The organism is Acidomonas methanolica (assembly GCF_004346035.1).
GTDB lineage: Bacteria > Pseudomonadota > Alphaproteobacteria > Acetobacterales > Acetobacteraceae > Acidomonas > Acidomonas methanolica.
In genome coordinates, this window is record NZ_SLZN01000026.1 from 23,266 (window position 1) to 39,296 (window position 16,031).

At 65.4% G+C, this 16,031-nt stretch carries 15 protein-coding genes and 1 tRNA gene; 4 read left to right on the forward strand and 12 right to left on the reverse strand.

The genetic code is table 11. The annotated features are described in order from the left end of the window. Positions 1 to 127 precede the first annotated feature (127 nt). Complete coding sequence (locus EDC31_RS14140) at positions 128 to 709, forward strand: hypothetical protein (protein WP_132127122.1); 582 nt, start codon at positions 128 to 130, stop codon at positions 707 to 709. A gap of 57 nt (positions 710 to 766) precedes the next feature. On the opposite strand, the gene EDC31_RS14145 is transcribed toward EDC31_RS14140, so the two are convergent. After that, positions 767 to 1,219 (reverse strand): hypothetical protein, encoded by a 453-nt coding sequence (locus tag EDC31_RS14145; RefSeq protein WP_239641701.1) that lies wholly within the window; start codon positions 1,217 to 1,219, stop codon positions 767 to 769. A 99-nt stretch (positions 1,220 to 1,318) separates the two neighbouring features. Between EDC31_RS14145 and EDC31_RS14150 the strand changes: the two genes are divergently transcribed. Next, positions 1,319 to 1,549 (forward strand): putative hemolysin, encoded by a 231-nt coding sequence (locus tag EDC31_RS14150; protein ID WP_042060081.1) that lies wholly within the window; start codon positions 1,319 to 1,321, stop codon positions 1,547 to 1,549. 21 nt (positions 1,550 to 1,570) lie between these two features. Here the strand turns inward: EDC31_RS14150 and EDC31_RS14155 are convergent, their stop codons facing one another. From EDC31_RS14155 to EDC31_RS14165, 3 genes are all read right to left on the reverse strand, one after another. Continuing rightward, the gene (locus EDC31_RS14155; protein ID WP_052512021.1) at positions 1,571 to 1,912 is read right to left on the reverse strand and encodes a hypothetical protein; all 342 of its coding nucleotides are present in this window, start codon (positions 1,910 to 1,912) and stop codon (positions 1,571 to 1,573) included. Positions 1,913 to 2,089: 177 nt separating this feature from the next. Beyond that, entirely contained in the window at positions 2,090 to 3,427 is a 1,338-nt protein-coding gene (locus tag EDC31_RS14160; protein ID WP_042060079.1) for an ammonium transporter, read from the reverse strand. A gap of 156 nt (positions 3,428 to 3,583) precedes the next feature. Then, positions 3,584 to 4,336 (reverse strand): transporter substrate-binding domain-containing protein, encoded by a 753-nt coding sequence (locus EDC31_RS14165; RefSeq protein ID WP_042060077.1) that lies wholly within the window; start codon positions 4,334 to 4,336, stop codon positions 3,584 to 3,586. Between the two features lie 132 nt (positions 4,337 to 4,468). Here EDC31_RS14165 and EDC31_RS14170 point away from each other — a divergent pair, with 132 nt between their 5' ends. Then, positions 4,469 to 4,870: a hypothetical protein gene (locus EDC31_RS14170; RefSeq protein ID WP_052512019.1), complete on the forward strand. Its 402-nt coding sequence runs from the start codon at positions 4,469 to 4,471 to the stop codon at positions 4,868 to 4,870. A gap of 55 nt (positions 4,871 to 4,925) precedes the next feature. Here the strand turns inward: EDC31_RS14170 and EDC31_RS14175 are convergent, their stop codons facing one another. The 7 genes from EDC31_RS14175 to EDC31_RS14205 all read right to left on the reverse strand — a co-directional run bounded on the left by EDC31_RS14175 (position 4,926) and on the right by EDC31_RS14205 (position 15,054). Then, positions 4,926 to 7,781, reverse strand: a complete 2,856-nt coding sequence (locus tag EDC31_RS14175) for a TonB-dependent receptor domain-containing protein (protein ID WP_081797702.1) — start codon at positions 7,779 to 7,781, stop codon at positions 4,926 to 4,928. A 352-nt stretch (positions 7,782 to 8,133) separates the two neighbouring features. Further along, positions 8,134 to 9,072 (reverse strand): ABC transporter ATP-binding protein, encoded by a 939-nt coding sequence (locus EDC31_RS14180; RefSeq protein WP_042060073.1) that lies wholly within the window; start codon positions 9,070 to 9,072, stop codon positions 8,134 to 8,136. After that, positions 9,069 to 10,019 carry an ABC transporter ATP-binding protein gene (locus tag EDC31_RS14185; protein WP_042060070.1) on the reverse strand — a complete coding sequence of 317 codons (951 nt, stop codon included), beginning with the start codon at positions 10,017 to 10,019 and terminating at the stop codon, positions 9,069 to 9,071. The genes EDC31_RS14180 and EDC31_RS14185 overlap by 4 nt, the downstream gene beginning before the upstream one ends. Beyond that, entirely contained in the window at positions 10,009 to 10,992 is a 984-nt protein-coding gene (locus EDC31_RS14190; RefSeq protein WP_042060068.1) for an ABC transporter permease, read from the reverse strand. The genes EDC31_RS14185 and EDC31_RS14190 overlap by 11 nt, the downstream gene beginning before the upstream one ends. Continuing rightward, positions 10,989 to 11,966, reverse strand: coding sequence for an ABC transporter permease (locus tag EDC31_RS14195; RefSeq protein ID WP_132127124.1), 978 nt, complete (start codon positions 11,964 to 11,966; stop codon positions 10,989 to 10,991). Before EDC31_RS14195 ends, EDC31_RS14190 begins: the two co-directional genes overlap by 4 nt. Next, a complete protein-coding gene (locus EDC31_RS14200) occupies positions 11,963 to 13,357 on the reverse strand; it encodes an amidase (protein ID WP_052512017.1) in 1,395 nt (464 codons plus the stop codon). The genes EDC31_RS14195 and EDC31_RS14200 overlap by 4 nt, the downstream gene beginning before the upstream one ends. A gap of 2 nt (positions 13,358 to 13,359) precedes the next feature. Further along, positions 13,360 to 15,054 carry an ABC transporter substrate-binding protein gene (locus EDC31_RS14205; RefSeq protein WP_052512015.1) on the reverse strand — a complete coding sequence of 565 codons (1,695 nt, stop codon included), beginning with the start codon at positions 15,052 to 15,054 and terminating at the stop codon, positions 13,360 to 13,362. A gap of 323 nt (positions 15,055 to 15,377) precedes the next feature. Between EDC31_RS14205 and EDC31_RS14210 the strand changes: the two genes are divergently transcribed. After that, positions 15,378 to 15,467 (forward strand) — tRNA-Ser (locus EDC31_RS14210). A gap of 179 nt (positions 15,468 to 15,646) precedes the next feature. Here the strand turns inward: EDC31_RS14210 and EDC31_RS14215 are convergent. Further along, a partial coding sequence (locus EDC31_RS14215) for a transposase (protein ID WP_408812538.1) occupies positions 15,647 to 16,031 on the reverse strand: 385 nt, incomplete at its 5' end.

The window sequence follows — 16,031 nt, forward strand, 5'->3', positions numbered from 1 at the left end:
CCGCGAACCGAAACGTGATCGGATGAAAGGAAGAGTTGAAATCCGGGCGATTCTGGTTTTGGCTCTTCCGACGGGATCGGTCGTCGCCCTCATTCTCCAGACGATGACGGAAAAGGATGGACGCTCCATGAGACTGACACGCGCGACGCTGATCGCCCTTCTCGCCCTCACCGTCACGCCCGCCACGGCCGGGAGCGTCTATGCCGGGCTGCGCGCTCGAGCGGATCATGCGCATTTCATGGACGGCGCGACCGGACGACTCCCCATGCCAGGCGATGCCGGAGCGATCGGTGCGGTCGATGACGGCCACCTGCAGATGGCCGCCCTGCATTATTATGACCGGGCGCGCTGCGGCGCCACGCCGATCGACGTGCGGATCGTCCCGCTGGCGCTCGGACCGTCACTTCCCGCCGCGAAGGCCGTCATCCTGACCAGCGCGTGCTTCGGTCCCCAGCGCTCCGAAATCGCGATCCTGGACCGGAACGACCGCCGGTTATGGGACGGTCCGGCAACGGCCGTGGCCGTGCTTCCCCACAGAGGCCGGACGCCGCCCGAATTGACGTTCCGGGGATGGGGTGAGGGAAAGGCGTTGAGCCACCAGATCTGGAGCTGGAACGCCGGCACGCAAGCCTATGATTTCATGCTCGATCTCGATAATCGGGATTACGACGCCGAACAGCGATCCCTCCCCGTGATAGGGCCGCTCTGACCCTCAGACGCGCGGAAGAGCGTCCGGCCATAGCGGATATGGCACCTCCCGCCCCCCTCACCAGCCGACCGGCCCCATCATGCCGGGGTCCCAGTTTCCCCAGGCCGGATTCCAGCCGTTCCAGCCGGGCATCCACGGCCCCCAACTCCATGTATTATCCTGATAATTCAATGCGCCAAGCTGACTGGCCCGCTGATAGGCGTCCTGCTGCCGGGATTGCCGATACCGATAGAAGGCGAATTCATCGCCGACATAGAGGCAGCCGCAGACCGTTTCATCCGCATAGACGTAGAACGTCTTTCCGTCATGGACCCTGCGGAGAAACTGATGCTGCGGCAATCTGTTCAGCATGGCCTGCAAGCTCGGCGTATCGGCCGGTTTGAACGCGAAACCCGCCGCCGCCAGATGGTCTTCCCGTGTGGCGATCCGGTCGCTCGGCGTTTCACAGGCTGAAAGCGCACAGGCCCCACACATCGCGAGCAGCGTCTTCCCCAGCAGATCAGGCTTCACGACACCACTCCCGGCCCATGCGCATTCCTCGTCCAGTCTCGCACCGGACACGGAACGGGTCTAGCTTGGACGCGACACGGGAAGGAAAATCCGATCGACATGAAACCGCTCTCTCTCGCCGCCCTGACGATCCTCTCTCTGGCCGGATGCACGACGACGCACGCGCCCGGGCCGGTCGGCATGCCCAACCCGGCCTCGGTCCATTGCGTGCAACGCGGCGGCACGCTGGAAATCCGGAACGCGCCCGGCGGTCAGACCGGATATTGCCACCTGCCGGACGGCCGCGTCGTGGAGGAATGGGCCTTGTTCCGGCAGGATCGGAAACAGTGAGCGGCGTCCGCTCCACTGTCCTCAGAAGGACGGGCCGAAGGTAAAAAAGACGAGAATGATATAGAACATCGCCGCGAGCCAGATATGACAGGCGACCAGTGCGGAGGGGTTCATCCTCTTGACCCTGATCAGGCCGATGATCACGCCGAGCAGGATGACGACCGTGCCGAGCGCCACGTTGATGCCAAGACGCGTATCGCCCCGGGACATCACGGTCGCGACCATGGCCAGCCCCGTGACGGCCAGGACGCCGTGAAACAGGCGTATCATTTTGGAAGACGGCGTGCCCCTGAATACGCCGATCGCGAGAAGAACACCCAGCGCGATGACAAAAGTGAAACAGACCACCGACCATAGCAGCATGGCTCTTCTCCCGCTCACCGCAATTCAAGGGCAGTACGCGCGACCGGGCAACAACAACCATTCGTGATGCCTGAACGGGCGGGAGAAATCCGTCCCGCAACGGAAGGAGGCGCACGCCGGCGGTCGCGCGCCTCCTTTGTCAGGGCAGAGAAAAGTCCGATAAAGACCGGCCCGGCCTCACCCGATTCGTTCTCCGTGGAGGGAGATGTCGAGGCCCTCTGTTTCCTCCGTCAATGTGACACGCAGCCCGACGACGAGATCCACGACCTTGAGGATGAGGAAGGTGACGACGGCGCACCAGAGGATCGTGACCCCGCAGGCCTCGGCCTGGGCCACGACCTGATGGAACGACCCGACCACACCGGCGGGGTTGGCGTCCGTCGCCGAAAGCGGGCCATAGGCGAACGCGCCCGTCAGCAGCGCGCCCACGATCCCGCCCACGCCGTGCACGCCGAACGCGTCCAGGCTGTCGTCATACCCCAGCGCGTGTTTCAGGACCGTCGCCGAGAAATAGCACACCGCTCCCGCGATCAGCCCGATCGCCAGCGCCCCGCCCGGCAACACAAACCCTGCGGCCGGCGTGATCGCCACCAGACCCGCGACCGCGCCCGAGATGATCCCCAGCGCCGTCGGCTTCCCGGTCTTCAGCCATTCCACCAGCATCCACGATACGCCCGCGCCCGCCGTCGCGATTTGCGTCGTCGCCATCGCCATCCCCGCGCGGCCGTTCGACCCTACCGCCGAGCCCGCGTTGAACCCGAACCAGCCCACCCACAGCAGCGATGCGCCGATCAGCGCCAGGCCGAGATTATGCGGCGACATGTCGTCACGGCCCCAGCCATGTCGCCTGCCCATCACCAGCGCCGCCACCAGACCCGCGATGCCCGCGTTGATGTGCACCACCGTGCCGCCCGCGAAATCCACCGCCCCCAGACCGGCCACCCAGCCGAGCGGACTCCAGACCCAGTGCGCGATCGGCACATAAACCAGCAGCGACCACAGCACCGTGAACAGGCACAGCGCCGAGAACTTCATCCGCTCCGCGAAGCTGCCCGCGATCAGCGCGGGCGTGATGATCGCGAACGTCATCTGGAACATCATGTAGAGGCTCTCGGGGATCGTCATCACCGTCGCGTTCGCGCTGCCCGCGCCCAGCGTGAAGCCGATATCCGTGCCCTTGGAGATATGCGCCCCGATCCCGTTCAGCATGAAGCGGGACAGATCGCCGATATAGGCGTTCCCCGTCCCGAAGGTCAGGCTGTAGCCCGCCACCATCCACACGATCGTCACGATGCAGCATACCGCGAACGACTGCATCATCGTCGCCAGAACGTTCTTCTTGCGCACCATCCCCGCATAGAACAGCGCAACGCCGGGAATCGTCATCAGCAGGACCAGCGCCGTGCTCGTCAGCATCCATGCCGTGTCGCCCGAATCGATTCCGGGCGCGGCCCCGAACGCGACGCCGGGCCACAATGACCCGCATAAAAACCACCTAGCTCCGCGCCGTCTCATTCCCAAAACGCTCACACCACGAGTGCTCGCCTCCCGAATGCTCACAATCCAGTCTCCCCTTTGCCGAATCCCGACGGCCACGACGCGGACGTATACGGGGATGTACCGCTTCTCCGTTGCGAGATCAATACGACAGCAAATCACCAAGAAACGAGTTCAGAAAACGGGAAATTCCTTCGCGGGCTCCGCGACCGTCGCCGCACTCTGCCCGCTCGCGGCCAGCGAGTCCCGTACGAAACCGGACGCCTTCGCCTCCTCGACGACGCCATGCAGCCAGGCTCGCGCCACCTCCCGGCCGCGCGGCGTCGCCACCGCCTGCTCGATCGCGGTGAAGCGGCCCGGAATCACGCGATAGCCCGGATGTGCGGCCGCATAGGCCTCCAGAGGCTGCCGTACGCCCGCCGCCGCCTCCAGCCCCTCCCTTACGAAGAGATCGACCGCGCCGGACGACGTCTCAGCCCGCGCCAGCGTCGCATGGCGCAACGCCCGCGAGAGATAGAGGTCATAGGCGGCCCCTTTTCCGACCGCGATCCGCACGCCCGGCGCATCCAGCGCGGCCACGTCATGATACGGCGCGCCCTGCCCGACGAGATATGTCCCCTCGATCACCACGTAAGGCGCGGTATAAAGCACCTCTCTGCCCCGCACCGGATCGACGGCGAGAAAAAGCAGATCGATCTCGTTCCGCGCCGCCGCCTCGACCACCTTGGCCGCGGCGTCGAACGTCACGAACCGGATGCCGACGCCAAGCCGACGCGCCACCTCCCGCGCCAGATCCGCGGACACGCCGCGCGGTGGGCCGCCTTCGGGGTCTTTTTGCGCCAGCACCGGATTGCCGAAATTGATCCCGACGCGCAGCGTCCCGGTCGGAACAAGCTCGGCAGCGATACCGGCGCCTGGAGCAGTCATGATCCTTGATCTCCCGGAGAAACAACCCTCTCCAGCCATACGCCGCTCGCTGTCTCCCGGCAAGAAGCCTCCCCTTTGCACCGCACGACGCCATACTTATAGTCCGCACGTCTCGACCCAAGAGGTGACATCATGACCATCAAGATCCTCGCCCGGACCGGTCTCACCGTTCTGCTGGCGGCCACCACTCTTCCTGCTCTCGCCGCCCATCACCACCACCGCCATCCCCATGACGCGCAGCCGCAGGACAAGGGCGTGGCCAAATGGCGCTCTCCCTATGCCGACGGCACCGGCAATTCGGCGGTCGGCGATCTCAATGCCGCCCAGCTCAATCAGAATTACAAGGGGCCGTATTATTATCCGGGCCAGCCGATTCCCCCGGCGCGCGCCTCGATCCTGCCGCCCGCCGCTTCCGCCAGAGGAGCTGCTCCGGTAGCGCCCGTGGCGCCCGCGCCGGTATCGGCGCCCCGGGCTGCATCCATGATTGCGCCGGCGGCGACACATCTGCCGCCGCCGGTTCCGCTGACAAACTGATCATCCGTCAGGCGGAAGAAGCCGGAAGAAATCCAGCTCCTTCCGGCCTTCGTCCTCAGAAGTTGACGCCAGCCTGCAAGCTGAACGTGCGGCCATAGTACCACGCGGTATACGCACCACCCGCGCTGTTGTCGCTCGCGCTGGCGACGAAGGGCGGATCCTTGTCCGTCAGGTTATCGATGTTGAACCGGAACGCCCAGCGGTTCAGGTTATAGCTGAACGACAGATCCTGAATGACCATGGACGGCGTATAGACGCGGCCAAATCCACTCTTGGACAGGAAGTTCGTCCCGTCATTCCAGTTCATGCCACTGATATACTGGAACATATAGGCGACCGAGAAACGGTTATGCCTCCAGGTCAGCGTCGTGTAGTTACGAACGATCGGGTTGGCACTGCCATTCTGATAGAACAGCGCGCCCGTATAGTCATACCACTGGCCACCCGGCACATTCTGCTGCTTGTATTTCAGAAGGCGCTGGAAGTTATTGTCCACGAGCAGCATGTCATGCGGCGTCAGGCGGAACATGTAGTTCAGATCCCAGTCCACGCCACTCGTGATCAATCCCCCGAGGTTCTGGTCCTGGGCAGAGACCGTATTGATCTGGCCGTTCGAAAGCCGGTTGATGTCCGAGCAGAGGGAGTTGTTGGTTCCCGTATAGCAGCTGTCGAGAATATACTGTGTCGCCAGGCTGCCGATCAAACCCGACACGGTATAGTGCCAGAAAGTGATCGAGGTCGAAAGATTCGGAATCCAGCGCGGCGTGATCACGGTGCCGAACGTATAGGTACGCCCGATTTCCGGTTTCAGCTTGCTGTTGCCGCCCTGAAGCGTGGGCTCCTGCCCCGCGCCGGCGCTCTGGAACGTCGCGGTGTTGATGCCCTGCTTGGCGCAATTCGCCACGACATTGGCGGAAAGCGATCCATAGCTGTCGGCCTGCGCGCAAGGATCGTTCGCCGTATTATAGCTCAGCGTCGTGCCGCCGTACATCTCGTACACGCTCGGCTGGCGGAAGGACGTCCCGAGCGTCGCACGGAAGCGGATGTCGCGCGTCGGCGCCCAGTCGATCGAGGCCTTCCAGTTCTTCGCCTGCCCGAAGGTATTGTATTCCGAGAACCGGCCTTGCGCGTCGATCGTCAGGTCGCGCGCCAGAAACACGTTCTTCAGCAGCGTCAACTCGCCTTCCAGATATCCTTCCGTGACGTTATATCCGCCGCTTGTGGACGCGACCGTGTTGGTCAGCGATCCGCCGGACTGGACGAGCGGGTCGGGATTGTAGTTGAGCTGCTCTCCGCGATGTTCCATGCCCAGCGCGAAACCGAGGTCGCCGCCGCCACGCCACGGCATCGTCACGACATGATTGTTGTGGATGCGGAGATTGAGATCACGCAACTGGTACTGGCTATGGGCATGCGTGGTGTAATTGGCGTAATTGGCGGCCGAGGGGGACAGCGGATGGAAGATATTGGACTGTACGCAGCCGGTATATCCCGCGCAGGTATTGCCATTATAGTACAACAGGCTGTTGGGGTCACCCGGCGTGTCTTCTTCCAGACCGTATTCACGCAGGAGGTTGGCGTAATTACCCACGCCCTCCTGCTGAATCGTATCCATCGACACGCCGTACGTGTATGACAGATCGTATTTCCATCCGCGATAAATATCGCCCTTCGCGCCGAACATGCCGGTCACGGTGTCCATGGCCGTCGAGGTCTTGCGATTGCCGAATTCGGTCATACGGCGATAGACCTGCAACGCCTCGCCCGAATTGTTGCCCGGATAATCCTCCGGGATGATGACCGAGTTCGGCAGCGTCGAAGGCGGCACGCTGCCCTCGACCGGCTCGCCGGCCATCTGCGCCCAGCTCGTCTTGTGGCTGTAGAGCACGTTGGCATACAGCGTCAGATGCGAATTGACATCATAATGCGTATCGCCCGACAGGCTGGAAAGCTGCAACTCGTTCACGAGTGACTGCTGAGGGCCGTAATTGTAGCGGCCCGATTTCGTGTAATTCACGAGCGAGCCGTTGGAGGTGCCGAGATAGGTCTTGCCGGTATCCTGACCGAAGAACGTTCCGTTCGGCGTGATGATCGACCCATAGTTGACGCCCGCGGCGGAGGTCGGATCGTTGGTCTGGGGATAGTACGCCCAGGAGCGGTTCTTCTGCTGGATGCCCTGCTGGTTCATATAGGAGCCCGACAGGGTGATGTTGCCGCGCCCATGATCGAAATTCCAGCCCTTATAGGCGGAAATCTGGCCCAGGAGATTGTCGCCATGCCCCGTCACGCCGCCGCGCAGCGTGATATTGCCGGTATCGACGTCGTGGCGCAGCTTGATGTTGATGACGCCCGACACGGCATCCGCGCCGTACAGTTCCGAGCCGCCATCCTTCAGGATTTCGACCGTTTGAACGGCCGCGATCGGAATCGTGTTGAGGTCGACGCAGTTCGAATTGCCGTTCTTGGCGGTGCGCTTGCCGTCGATCAGCACGAGAACGCGATTGGAGCCCAGATTGCGCAGATCGGTGCAGGCCGCGCCGTTCGTTCCGTTGGTCTGGGTGTTATAGGTTCCCGAAGAGCCGATCGAGGGCAGACGCTGGAAGAAGTCGCTCAGCGTGTTGACGCCCGACTGCTGGATCTGCCGCGCCGTGATGATCTGCACGGGATTGGCGCTTGTATTGTTCGATGTCGAGAGCGCCGAGCCGGTGACGATGATGTCCTCCGTGCCGCCCTGGGGCAGGGATGTCACCGGGCCTGCAAGAGCCGTTCCACGGGCCGCCGCCGACGAGGTCGACACGGTGTGCGGCGCAGCCGCGGACGGGGTGTTCACTGTCGGGACGCTGGCGGTCTTTCGCTTTGTCGTCGTCCGATGATGCGTAGCGTGTTTATGGCTGGTCGCATCGGCGGCCATGACAGCCTGAGGCAAGAATGGAAGGGACATCAAAAGCAGAAGGGACTTACGCCTTCCGTGAGCTGGCCACAAAATCCGTAGTGGGATCATTCCGTATTCCTTTCAACGCGCTTTTCGCTCCCTTGCGGGAATTGGGCCAAACGATGACATGTCACGGCGCGTGGTCACATATGCGAAATGATCAAATCCTAATCTTGTTTAATGTGTGTGTCCTGTCCGCCACAGTTTCCTGTCCGGATTGATCGGCCTTGCGATCGAACGATTCTCTACCGCTCCGATGCTCCCCGTTACGTGATCGCATCAGCCGAGACTTATCACGCCCGCATCCCCGGGTTTCCGCCGGGCGCCGGGTTCAGATCAACGGGAAATGGCAGGCGACCTTCCGTCCCGGCCCGATGTCCCGTAATATCGGCGCCTCCTCCCGGCACCGCCCTATCGCATGGGGACAGCGCGGGTGGAACCGGCATCCCGGCGGCGGCGAGAGCGGGCTTGGCACCTCGCCCTGAAGCGGCGGCGGCAGCGGCCGGTCCGGGCGCGGAACGGCGTCGATCAGCGCCCGCGTATAGGGATGCGCCGGGGCCGCCAGCACCGCCATCCCCTCCCCTTCCTCGACGATCGCCCCGAGATACATGACCGCGATCCGGTCCGCCATCTGCCGGACCACGGCAAGGTCGTGCGAGATGAACACGCAGGCCAGCCCCAGCCGCGCCTGAAGATCGCGGAACAGATTGACGATCTGCGCCTGCACCGACACGTCCAGCGCGGAAACCGGCTCGTCCGCCACCACCAGCGCCGGGTCCAGCGCCAGGGCGCGGGCGATGTTCAGCCTCTGCCGCTGCCCCCCCGAAAATTCATGCGGATATCGGACCGCCGCCTGCTCCGGCAGCCCGACCAGATCGAGCAACACACGAACCCGCTCCGGAATCGCCGCCCGCCCGATCCCGTGAATCCGCAGCGGCTCGGCGATCGAGTCTCCTGCCGTGCGGCGCGGATTCAGCGCGGCGTGAACGTTCTGGAAGACCATCTGCATGCGCCCGCGCAGCGCATGGCGCCGCCGCGATGTCAGCGTCGCGAGATTTTCCCCGTCGAACAGAACCGCTCCCGCATCGACCGGCTCCAGCCCGATGAGCGCGCGCCCCAGCGTGGATTTCCCGCAGCCCGACTCACCCACCAGAGCGAGCGACTCCCCCTCCTTCACATGCAGCGAAACGCCCGCCACGGCCTGCAACACCCGTCCGCCGCCGAGGCGATACACACGCCGGACGTCATGAGCCTCCAGCAGTACCGTCATGACGCCAGCAGCACGCAGGCCGCCTCCCGCCCGCCGCGTGCGATCATCGGCGGCCGCGTGCCGCACGCCTCGCGCACGAAGACGCAGCGCGGCGCGAACACGCAGCCCGCAGGCCGCGCATCCGGCGCTGGCGGCTGGCCGGGAATCGCGGGCAGGCGCTCCGGTCGCGGCCCGTCCAGCGGCGGCATCGCGGCCAGCAGCGCCTGCGTATAAGGATGAAGCGGCGCGTCCAGCACGTCGCGCACCGGCCCGCGCTCCACCACCACCCCCGCATAGAGCACCACGACATCCGTGCAGGATTGCGCGACCACGCCCATGTCATGCGTGATCAGCATCACCCCGGCCCCCGTCTCGCGCAGACGCCGCAGCAGGACGAGAATCTGCGCCTGGACCGTGACGTCCAGCGCCGTGGTCGGCTCGTCGGCGATCAGCAAAGAGGGCGCGCAGGACAGGGCCATGGCAATCATCGCCCGCTGCCGCAACCCGCCGGACAGTTGATGCGGAAAGCGCCGCGCCGCCTGGTCCGGGTCCGGCACGCCCATCTCGCCCAGCAGCCGCACCGTTCGCGCCCGCGCCGCCTTGCGGGACAGGTTCTCATGCAGGCGGATCTGCTCGTCGATCTGATCGCCGATCCGCCGCACGGGAAGAAAGGCCGTCATCGGGTCCTGAAAGATCATCGCGATCTCCCGCCCCCGCACCGGCCGCCAGTCCCGCTCGCGCAGGCCGAGCATCTCGCGCCCCCGGAAGCGGACGCACCCGTCCGCCGCCAGACCCGGCAGCAGCCCCATCACCGCAAGCGCCGTCAGGCTCTTGCCCGAGCCGGATTCGCCCACCACCCCGAGCGAGCGCCCGGATTCGACCGCCAGCGACACGCCCTCCAGCAGCGCCGCGCCGCCGGGCAGGCGGACGCGCAGGTCGGAGACCGCAAGCAACGCCTCAGAGTCCACGCCGCGCCTCCCTGATGCGGGGATCGAGCAGCGCATAGAGCCCGTCGATCGCCGCGTTCGCCAGCACGACGAAAACCGCGGCGTACATGACCGTCGCCATGATGAGCGGCAAATCGAGCGTGTTCAGCCCCTGATAGGTCAGATGCCCCACCCCCGGCAGGGCGAAGACCACCTCCACCAGCAGCGCCCCGCCGCCCACAAGCTGCGCGAAATCCAGCCCGAAGAGCGACACATAGGAGAGCCAAGAGAGCCGCAGCCCGTGCCACAGCCAGAGGCGCGCCGGTCCCGCCCCCTTGGCCCGCGCGGTGCGGATCGCATCATCCCCCATGGCCTGCAACAACTCCGCGCGCAGCACGCGCGCATAGAGCCCGATAAAGGCGACCGCCAGCGTGAAGGCGGGCAGAAGCAGCCCCAGCGCCCAGCCCTTCGGACTCCGCGCGAACGGGGTGTACCCCAGCGGCGGCACCCAGGAGAACGCCCAGGCGTCATGCCAGCGGGACTGGGTGACGAGGTTGACCATCTCTCCCAGCCAGAACACGGGCATGGACAGCGCCAGCAGGCTCAACCCCATCAACGCCCGGTCCGCCCATGTATCGCGCAGCATCGCGGAGACGATCCCGATCCCCAGCGACAGCAGGAGCCAGAACACCGAGGCGAACAGCACCAGCGAGAGCGTCACCGGCGCCGCCTCCAGCACTTCCGGCACCACGCGCTCGCCATGATCCACGAAGGAGGTCAGATCGCGCGTGACGAAGAGCTTCTCCATCATCCGCACATACTGGACCGGGAGCGGCCGGTCGAAACCATAGTCCGCCCGCACCCGCGCCAGCACCTCCTGGCTCGCCCCGCGCCCGGCGATCCGCGCCGAAGGGTCCGAGCCCGGCGTGGCGAAGAACACCGCGAAGATCAGCACCGAAATCCCGAACAGCACCAGCACCATCTGTCCGAGTCGCGAGAGCAACGCACGCGTCATCGCCGCCCCCCTTTCGGGTCGAGCACGTCCCGCAGCGCATCGCCCAGCACGTTCAGCGCCAGCACCGTGGCGACGATGGCCAGCCCCGGAAGGATCGCCACCATCGGGCGCGTGTAGATTAGCCCCTCCCCGTCCTGGATGATCGTCCCCCAGGAGGCGGCCGGTGCCTGCACGCCGAGCGAGAGGAAGGAGAGCGAGGATTCCGCCAACAGGCACAGCGCCATCAGCAGAGGCGCGAGCACCATCAGCGTGTCGAGCAGGTTCGGCAAAATCTCGCGCGTCAGGATGCGCCAGTGAGACGCGCCGAGCGCCCGCGCCGCCAGCACGAATTCCGCCCGCGCCAGCGCCAGCGCCCGCGCCCTCAGCGGGCGCGCGGCATAGGGGATATAGACGAGCGCGATGATGGCCACCGGAATCAGCAGATTATCGGACGCGATGGTCACGATCCCCAGATGCAGCGCATGGCCGATCGTGACGATGGAGAGCGAGATCGCCAGCAGATAGACCGGCACCGCCCAGAGGATATCGAGCAGCCGGGACAGCACCGCGTCCACCCATCCGCCGAAATACCCCGCCGCCAGCCCCAGCCCCGTCGCCACAGCCAGGCAGAGCAGCGCCGAGGCCGCCGAGATCAGCAGCGAATTGCGCCCGCCATACAATACCCGCGCCGCCACGTCCCGCCCCTGCGGGTCCGCCCCCATCGCATAGGGCCCGAGGCGCCAGTCCGGACCGATGGGCGTCAGGCCGAGATGCAGCGGATTATCGTTCGGCTGCATCAGGTCGACCTCCCGCCCGTCGCGGATCGTCGTTCCCGCCACGTCGGACGCGAAGGGATCGACGCCGACCCAGGCCGCGTACAGCGGCGCGGCGGCGCTCGCGAGCACGATCAGCAGCAGCGCCGAGAACGCGGCCACCGCACCGCGCCGGCGCAGCACCTGACGCGCCAGCCGCACCCACGGTCCCCCCTCGCTCACGCCGTCGGCACCCCATCCGGCGGCGACCAGTCGAACGGCCGCCAGGCCGGCGGAACCGGGCAAGGCTCGAACACGCTGCCCAGCCGCAACGCGTCCGCCTCCCGTCCCGGCCGCGCGACGATCTGCATCCCGACCGGCATGCCGCCGGGCGACAGCCCCACCGGCACGCTCAGCACCGGCAGGCGGCTCAACATGTTGAACATCCCCGTCATCGTCGTCTCGCGCAGCCGCCCCGAAATCTCCGGCGGCGGACTGACATACGGCCCGTCCGCCAACGGCGTCTCGCGCGCAAGGGCAGGGCAGATCAGCGCGTCATACCGTTCCAGCACGGGCTGCAACACCTGCGCCATCCGCGTGCGGATCATCTCCCCCTGCCGCACGGCCAGAGCCGACGCCTCCCTCCCCTCCGCGATCAGCCGCCGCACCGCGGGAGCCAGCAGCGCCTCGCGGCCCTGCACCGCGGCGCCATAGTTCTGCGCCAGCCAGACCGCCCATTCACGGTCCCATTGCGCCGACGCCTCGGGCGGAAACGCCAGCGCGACGGGTTCGACACTTACGCCCGCCGCCGCCAGCCGCCCCGCCGCGCCGTCCAGCGCGGCTGTCACGAACGGCATCACCTCGTAACAGCCGAGATCGACGGAGAGCGCCACACGCAGCCCGGCGGGCGGGCGCTCCAGCGCCGCGACGAAGTCTTCCGGCGGCGGCGCGCCCGCGATATCGTGCCGCGCCTGCGACTGGGTGACGTTCAGGAACAACGCCGCGTCCCGGCAGGACTGTGCCAGCGGCCCCCAATGCGCCAGCGTGTCGAAGCGGTTCGCGCCCCCGTCGAACGGCACCCGCCCCAGCGAGGGCTTGAGCCCGAACACCCCGCAGGCCGAGGCCGGAATGCGGATCGACCCGCCCATGTCCGACCCCTCGGCCAGCGCGACGCATCCCGCCGCCACCGCCACGGCGGAGCCGCCCGAACTCCCGCCGCTGCTATAGGCCGGATTCCAGGGATTGCGCGTCACCCCGAGCAACGGGCTGTCTGTCCGTCCGGCCCAGGCGAATTCCGGCGTCGTTGTCCGCCCGATCACGATGGCCCCCGCCGCTTTCAGCCGCGCCGCAATCAACGCATCCCGCTCCGCCACGCGCGAGGCGAAGAGGCGCGACCCTTCGGTCCAGCGGTCGCCGCGCGTCGGCGTCATGTCCTTGAGCACGATCGGCACCCCGCCCAGCGGCCCCGGCCTGACTCCCGCCCGCGCCTCCGCCAACGCCGCCTCGTCGCGCAGGGTGACGAAGGCGTTGCACGCGAGCTGCACCTCGTGCGCGCGCTCCAGCGCCGCCTCCACCACGGCCACGGGATCGAGCGCGCCCGCCGCGATCCCCGCCGCCTGCGCCGTCGCGTCCATCCTCACCGGACCCAGACCTGCGAAAAGAACAGGCCGAAATTATGCGTATAGAAGAAATTCCCGAGCCGTTTCGAGACGAAGGTGACGTCATATTTATGAATGATCGGCGCGCCCGGCGCATGACGCGCGAGCAACGCATCCACCTGCGCCCAGAGATCCGCCCGCTGCGCATCGGTCAGCGTCACATCGGTCTTGGCGCGGTCGATCAGGGCTTGCACCTCCCCGTCGCAGAAGCCGGAGATGTTGACGGACGAATTCGAGCCGGGATGGAAATTCTCGCAGCCGAACAGACCGTCGAGAAAATTCGAGGCGGAGGGGAAATCCGAGGACCAGTCCTTGATGGCGATCTGGACGTGGTTGTTGCTGTTCTGGATGTAATCGAACATCAACGCCGGGGCGAGCGGCTTGAGATCGGCATGGTAGCCGATCGCGTCCAGCGTGTCGCGCAACTCGTTGCCCATGGCGCGATCGACACTGCGATTGGCGACGACCAGCGTCACCTTCTGCCCCGCTGTGCCGCTCTCGCGCACCAGTTCGCGCGCACGTTCCAGATCCGGCGCCTTCCATTCCGGCGCGGGATGCGCGAAATCCGCACCCTTCGTGTAGGGACACCCCGCCATCCGCCCCGTCAGCTCCGGCGGCACCAGCGAGCAGAGCGGCTGCGCGATCGCCGGGCCGCCATAGAGAATGGTCATCGCATGGCGGTTGATGGCGTAATCCACCGCCTGCCGCGCCTTCTCGCTGTCGAACGGCGGAATATGGACGTTCATCGGCGCGAAATAGATCGTCAGATGCGGCTCGATATGCGTCTGGGACGTGAACCGCGCGCCAAGCTCGCCCAGACGGTCGAGCGGAATCGGATCGTAGATCCAGTCCGTCTGCCCGTTCTCGATGGCGGTGACGGCGGCCTCGTCGGTCAGGCCGAAGCGATACTCGATCCGGTCCACATAGCCGGGCGGCTGCACCTCCGCGTTCCAGACATGGAAATACGGGTTCCGCTCGGCGACGATCCCACCCTCGGGATTATAGCTGACGATATGATACGGTCCCGTCCCCGGCACCGGATTGTTTCCTGTGTCGTGATCCGGCGTATCGGCGGGCAGGATGCTCGCATGGGTGAAGGCGAGCTTCATCATGAACTCGGTGTCGGGCGCCGTGAGATGGAATGTCACGGTGCGATGGACGGGATCGGGGCTCACCCCCTCCGCGAGCGTGCAGTGAGCCGGATCGGCAAGGCACGCTTTGGCCCCGGCGATATCGCCGTAAAACGCCCCCGCCGTCGGCGAGCCCACGCGGAAGAGCCGGCGGAAGGAGGCCGCGACATCCTCCACCGTCACCTTCCGCCCATCCGAGAAGCGGATGCCGTCGCGCAGGGTGAAGACATAGGTCCGGCCCCCGTCCTGCGGGGCGGGAATCGCCTCGGCGAGATCGGGCATCACCGTATCGCCCGCCGGGCCGCGCGCCTTGCGGAACCCCGTCAGCCCGTCATAGATCGTCACGAAGAGGTTGATATATTCCGCCGTATAGTTGATCTGCGGGTCCAGCGTCCCGCCCGACCCGACGGCGGCGAGATGCAACGTGCCGCCCCGATGCGCCGCCGGGAGGCTGTCTTCCGCCCGAACGGGGATGCAACAGCACAGAGGGCCCAGCACCAGCACGGCCCGGAAGCGGGAAAGGCCACGCCTGACTGCCGGCAAACCACGAATGGACTCTTCTCCCGAATGCGCCTGAAGCAAAGCCGGATCGTACCAGAGTCTGGCGGGAAGAAAATAGCCGCCCTTTCGACATGACACAAAAACATTCCACCCTCCACGTCATTCCGAAAGGTGACGACCATATCCGCATTCGAGACGGACCACTGCGCCGGACACTACGTGACCGACACGCAAGCAGAGACCAGTGACACCGCCGGGCCGGATTGGGCTGGTCAGGTCCATGCCTCCCATAATTTTCTCCCCGCCCCCTTGCTCCCGTTCCCCGCCGCTCCTATAAGCGCCGCACGGCCCGGCTTACCGGATTCGGAGAGGTGCCAGAGTGGTCGATTGGGACGGTCTCGAAAACCGTTGTACGTGCAAGCGTACCGTGGGTTCGAATCCCACCCTCTCCGCCATTTGATATATCCCATACCAGTCCAGAGCGTTTTTATGTCCGTCGTCTAAAGATTTGGGACTTTGGATGACGTGAGATAACGGAGGAACTGGCCCCTCTGGTTATGCTGTTTAGGCGGCACGCGGCTCTGTTGCACAAATAGAGTTTTGGTTATGGACCTCGCATTCTGGGACTTATGATTTACTGAATAGCCTCGGTGAGTGGGATTCCGAGCGCGGTGAACTGATTGAGGATCGCGATACGCAGGTAGAACTCCGAGACCTGACGGTCAAAGTCTCTCGCGGTGAGGCGCTGGCCGAGCAGTTTGATGCAGTGCATTTTTATCTCGACGCGGCTTCGGCGGTGATACCCGCTCCAGCGTCGCCAGATCGCCCGTCCAAAGCGTTCTGAAGCCCGTATGGCCTCATTTCCGGCCCGGGCGCCAGGCGTTGTCGGGCGCCACGGTTTTGCATTCCGTCGGGGTGGAATGATTGAAGCGTCCCGGGTTTCCCGGAGGCTCCTATCTGTGAGAAGGAGCCATGATGAACATGATGAGCCAGAGATTTTCGCCTGAGGTCCGGGAACG